This is a genomic window from Archangium sp., from assembly GCF_036389735.1.
Taxonomy (GTDB): domain Bacteria; phylum Myxococcota; class Myxococcia; order Myxococcales; family Myxococcaceae; genus Archangium.
Genome location: NZ_DASVWK010000998.1, coordinates 1 through 2,153, shown reverse-complemented (window position 1 = coordinate 2,153; position 2,153 = coordinate 1). Strand labels below are relative to the sequence as shown.

The following is a 2,153-nucleotide window of genomic DNA, read 5'->3' as shown; positions in this document are numbered from 1 at the left end:
GTGGCCAAGCGGTTGATGGACTACGGCTTCCACGCGCCGACGGTGTCCTTCCCGGTGGCGGGCACGCTGATGATCGAGCCGACGGAGAGCGAGTCCAAGGCGGAGGTGGATCGCCTGTGCGACGCGCTGATCGCCATCCGTGAGGAGATCCGCGAGATCGAGGAGGGCAGGGCGCCCAAGGACAACAACGTCCTGAAGAACGCTCCGCACACCGCGCGCGTCATCACCGCGCCGGAGTGGAACCGGCCCTACTCGCGCGAGAAGGCCGCGTACCCGGCGCCGTGGGTGCAGGACCACAAGTTCTGGCCCGCGGTGGGTCGCCTCAACAACGTGCTGGGCGATCGCAAGCTGGTGTGCGCGTGCCCGCCCATCGAGGACTACATGACGCCGGAGCCGTCCAAGTCCGCCGTGGCGTAGTCACTCCTTTCTCAGGCGCTTGAAAAGCAAAGGGCTCGGAACCGCATCGGTTCCGGGCCCTTCGCTTTTTTCCATTCCGGGTGTGGTGTCCGTGCCCGTCGGCCTCTCTGCGATCCGCTCGTACATCCGGTGCCAGGACGGCTCAACCGCTACACCCGGATCGCAGAAGTCCGAGGCCGCCATCCGTTTCCCGCCATCCAGTTGCAACTGTTGCCCTTGCTGCTTTTTCCTGGCCCTCGCGATCCGCGCAACCGGTACATTGTTCCCGGATGTCGGGTTGGCGATGAACCGGTCATGACCGAGAGCGAAGGAGCGACGACATGAAACTCAAGCGTGGAACCCAGGGGCTCGTGGACAGCAGGAGTCTCACGCGTGGGCGGCTCTTCGTCGCGCTGGTGGCGCTGGCATCGGGGGGAGCTTGCAGCACCGGTAAGACGGATGAGGCGAGCAACGCGAACAAGACGGGCAATCTCGCGGAGCGCTGCGAGGTGAAGCCGCCCTTCAGCGGCACCTTCGCGCCGAAGCTGGATTGGTCGTGGACCGGCAGCCCGGTGCTTCCCACCCACAAGCAGGTGATGATGCAGCCGGTGGTGGTGGACGTGAACCGGGATGGGACTCCGGACATTGTCTTCAGCACCTTCGACGGGGACCTCTACAACGCGCGGGTCGCCGCGCAGGAGAACCCCAACATCAACGGCGTGCTCCGGGCCATCAGCGGCAAGGGTGGGCAGGAGCTGTGGACGGTGACGGATGAGACGGCCCGGGTGAAGCCCGCCGCCAGCCTCACCGCGGGTGACCTCGACGGTGACGGCGCGGTGGAGATCTGCGGCATCCCCGAGAACGGCCGCGGCATCATCTGCTTCGAGAACGACGGCACCTTCAAGTTCCGCTCGGAGCCGGGTGGGTACGACTACAACGAGTGGGGTGGCCCCTCGCTGGCGGACCTGGATGGCGATGGCGCCGTGGAGATCATTGGCGGCAACCGCGTCTACACCAACACGGGCGCGCTCAAGTGGATGGGCTCCCAGGGGACGGATGGCGCGAAGTACACCGGCCCCATCTCCTTCGCGGTGGACCTCGACCAGGACGGCAAGCTCGAGGTCGTCAACGGCCGCTCCGTCTACCGGCACGATGGCTCCCTCAAGTGCTCCAACACGGAGCTGGTGGGCGGCTACTCCGGCGTGGCCAACTTCGATGAAGACCCGGCGGGTGAGATCATCGTGACGGGCCAGGAGAAGGTGAGCCTGCTCGACGACGACTGCACCCTGCTGTGGACCCGCGACGTCCACCTCGCCGACCCCACGCTGCCCCGGCACACCACGCGCGGGCACGGCGGCGCGCCCAACATCGCGGACTTCGATGGCGATGGCCTCCTGGAGATCGGCCTCGCGGGCGACTGGGACTACACCGTCTACGGCTCCGACGGCGCCGTGAAGTGGTCCTTCCCCATCCAGGACTACAGCTCCGGCAAGACCGTCTCCACCACCTTCGACTTCGAGGATGACGGCCGGATGGAGGTCATCTTCGCCGACGAGTTGCGGCTGCGCGTCTTCGACGGCGTCACCGGCGCGGTGCGCTTCGAGACCGCCCACAGCTCGGGCACCACGTACGAGTCCCCCGTCATCGCGGACGTGGACGGTGACAACGCCGCCGACATCGTGGTGGTGGAGAACAACCACGCGGCCCCGGGCTTCAACGGCATCCGCGTGTTCCACGACAAGGAGGAGGGCTGGGCC

At 66.8% G+C, this 2,153-nt stretch carries 1 protein-coding gene and 1 pseudogene; both read left to right on the top strand.

Annotated features, from left to right (window positions below; all coding sequences use genetic code 11):
- Positions 1–417 (top strand): annotated as a pseudogene (locus VF794_RS35675) (glycine dehydrogenase (aminomethyl-transferring)); the annotation flags it as partial.
- Positions 418–737: 320 nt separating this feature from the next.
- The coding region (locus tag VF794_RS35670) for a VCBS repeat-containing protein (RefSeq protein WP_331117588.1) at positions 738–2,153 on the top strand (1,416 nt) is incomplete at its 3' end.